The sequence below is a fragment of the Streptomyces thermodiastaticus genome (assembly GCF_014656135.1).
Lineage (GTDB): Bacteria > Actinomycetota > Actinomycetes > Streptomycetales > Streptomycetaceae > Streptomyces > Streptomyces thermodiastaticus.
Map to the genome: position 1 here is coordinate 1 of NZ_BNBV01000072.1, position 1125 is coordinate 1125.

1 protein-coding gene is annotated in these 1125 nt (G+C 66.9%); it reads left to right on the forward strand.

Annotated elements, in window-relative coordinates:
* Window positions 1–198 precede the first annotated feature (198 nt).
* On the forward strand, window positions 199–687 hold the full coding sequence (locus IE286_RS26875) for a hypothetical protein (RefSeq protein WP_189799358.1): 489 nt from the start codon (window positions 199–201) through the stop codon (window positions 685–687).
* Window positions 688–1125: the final 438 nt, after the last annotated feature.

Here is a 1125-nt window from a genome sequence, read left to right on the forward strand (position 1 = left end):
CACGACCACGACAACGACGACCACGGCTACGACAACGACGACAACGGCGACCACGGCGGCAAGGGCGACCACTGATCACCACCGTCGCGACACGAGTGACGCGGAACCCCGGCCCGCCGTAATCGGGCCGGGGTTCCGCTCTGAGGACCCAGCATCCTCTCCCCCCTCCCCCGCCCACGACACGATGGGATGAGCGAGATGAGCACCGCTTTGGTGGAGGACACCAGCGACGACCACTACGTCCTGGACATCCTCGACATCACCCTGAGCCCGACACTGCCGCGCCTCGGCCACCGGCTGCGCTGCACGATGGACGGCTACCTCAAGGAACCTGTGGACCTGACCCGGGTCAGCTGCAACGTCGTCATGAAGATCGGGCCGGTCAAGATGCTGGACCGCACCTACCGGCTGCCCGATCTCCTGGCCGGCATGGGTGCGAGCCTGTGCGGTGACACCCGGCCTGCCGCCGGCCCCTGGAAGCAGACCTGGGACCTGCAGATCCCCCGGGCTGTTCCGGTGGCCAGGCACCGGATCCTGCTCCGGGCTCGCACGGGCGACGGCAAGGACTTCCTCTCCTTGCAGATTCCCGTCGATTTCAGCCACCGGTTCCGTCCCTTCACACCCGGCGACCCCGCGGCCGCCTACAACCGCCCCGTGCCGGCAAGGGATCTCAGCTGGTCCCTCTGACGGCACGCCGCCTGCGGCACGTTCCGACGGCTTGTCAAGCACCGACACGCCGATAGGTGTGCGACGCCCCCGCACCGGTTCCGGGTGAAGACGTGTCAGCGTGCACGCATGTGCCGCCCGAGTCTGCGTCAACCCTGCGCAAGCACGGAAGGTTTGATGTGACCTCGTCCCGCACCGGTCCCGCCGGAGAGCACACACCTGGTCCCTCGATCGGCCCCGTACAAGCACACTTCCGATTCATCCGACATGACAGGTTCGGAGGGTGTGAGTACGTTCGATCACAGGTCGGCACACGCACCACAACCGACCCACCCTTCTCTGACTCTGAGACAGGAGAGGCAAGCTCATGATCATGACTCGCTCCCATGCGATCACCGCGGGTATCGCGGCCGCCGCGGCACTGACCGCGACCGGCATCACCTACGCCACCGCCGCACC